The sequence below is a fragment of the Streptomyces sp. BE20 genome (assembly GCF_036322525.1).
Taxonomy (GTDB): Bacteria; Actinomycetota; Actinomycetes; order Streptomycetales; family Streptomycetaceae; genus Kitasatospora.
Genome location: NZ_JAQYWW010000804.1, coordinates 1 through 366 on the forward strand (window position 1 = coordinate 1; position 366 = coordinate 366).

General features: G+C 82.2%; 1 protein-coding gene. It reads left to right on the top strand.

Features of this window, described 5'->3' with window-relative positions:
* Positions 1-46: 46 nt before the first annotated feature.
* Positions 47-366, top strand: a 320-nt coding sequence (locus tag PUR61_RS45370; protein ID WP_443035183.1) for an Ig-like domain-containing protein, incomplete at its 3' end; no start/stop codon positions are given.

Below are 366 nucleotides of genomic sequence, written 5' to 3' on the forward strand. Positions count from 1 at the left end.
GCCCTAGCCCCCCCAAACCGCCACCGCGCCGAAGACCTCGACGGCCGTGCTGACCGTCGAGCCCAAGGACGGCGCCCAAGACCTCGCGCCGACCAACCCGCACCAAGTGTCGGTGGCCAACCGCAAACTCACCACCGTCGAGGTGACCGACAACGAGGGCAACCCCCTCGCGGGCGCCAACACCCCCGACGGCCTGGGCTGGAAGCCCGCCCGCGGGGGCCGGGCGGGGCGCGCGCGCGGCCCCCCCTCCCCCCTCCACCCCCCCCCCGCGCCGCCCCCCCCCCCCCCCCCCCCCCCGCTCCCCCCCCCCGCCGCGCCCCCCGGCGCCGGCCGGTGGCCACCCGCCCCGCCCGCCCCCCCCGCGCC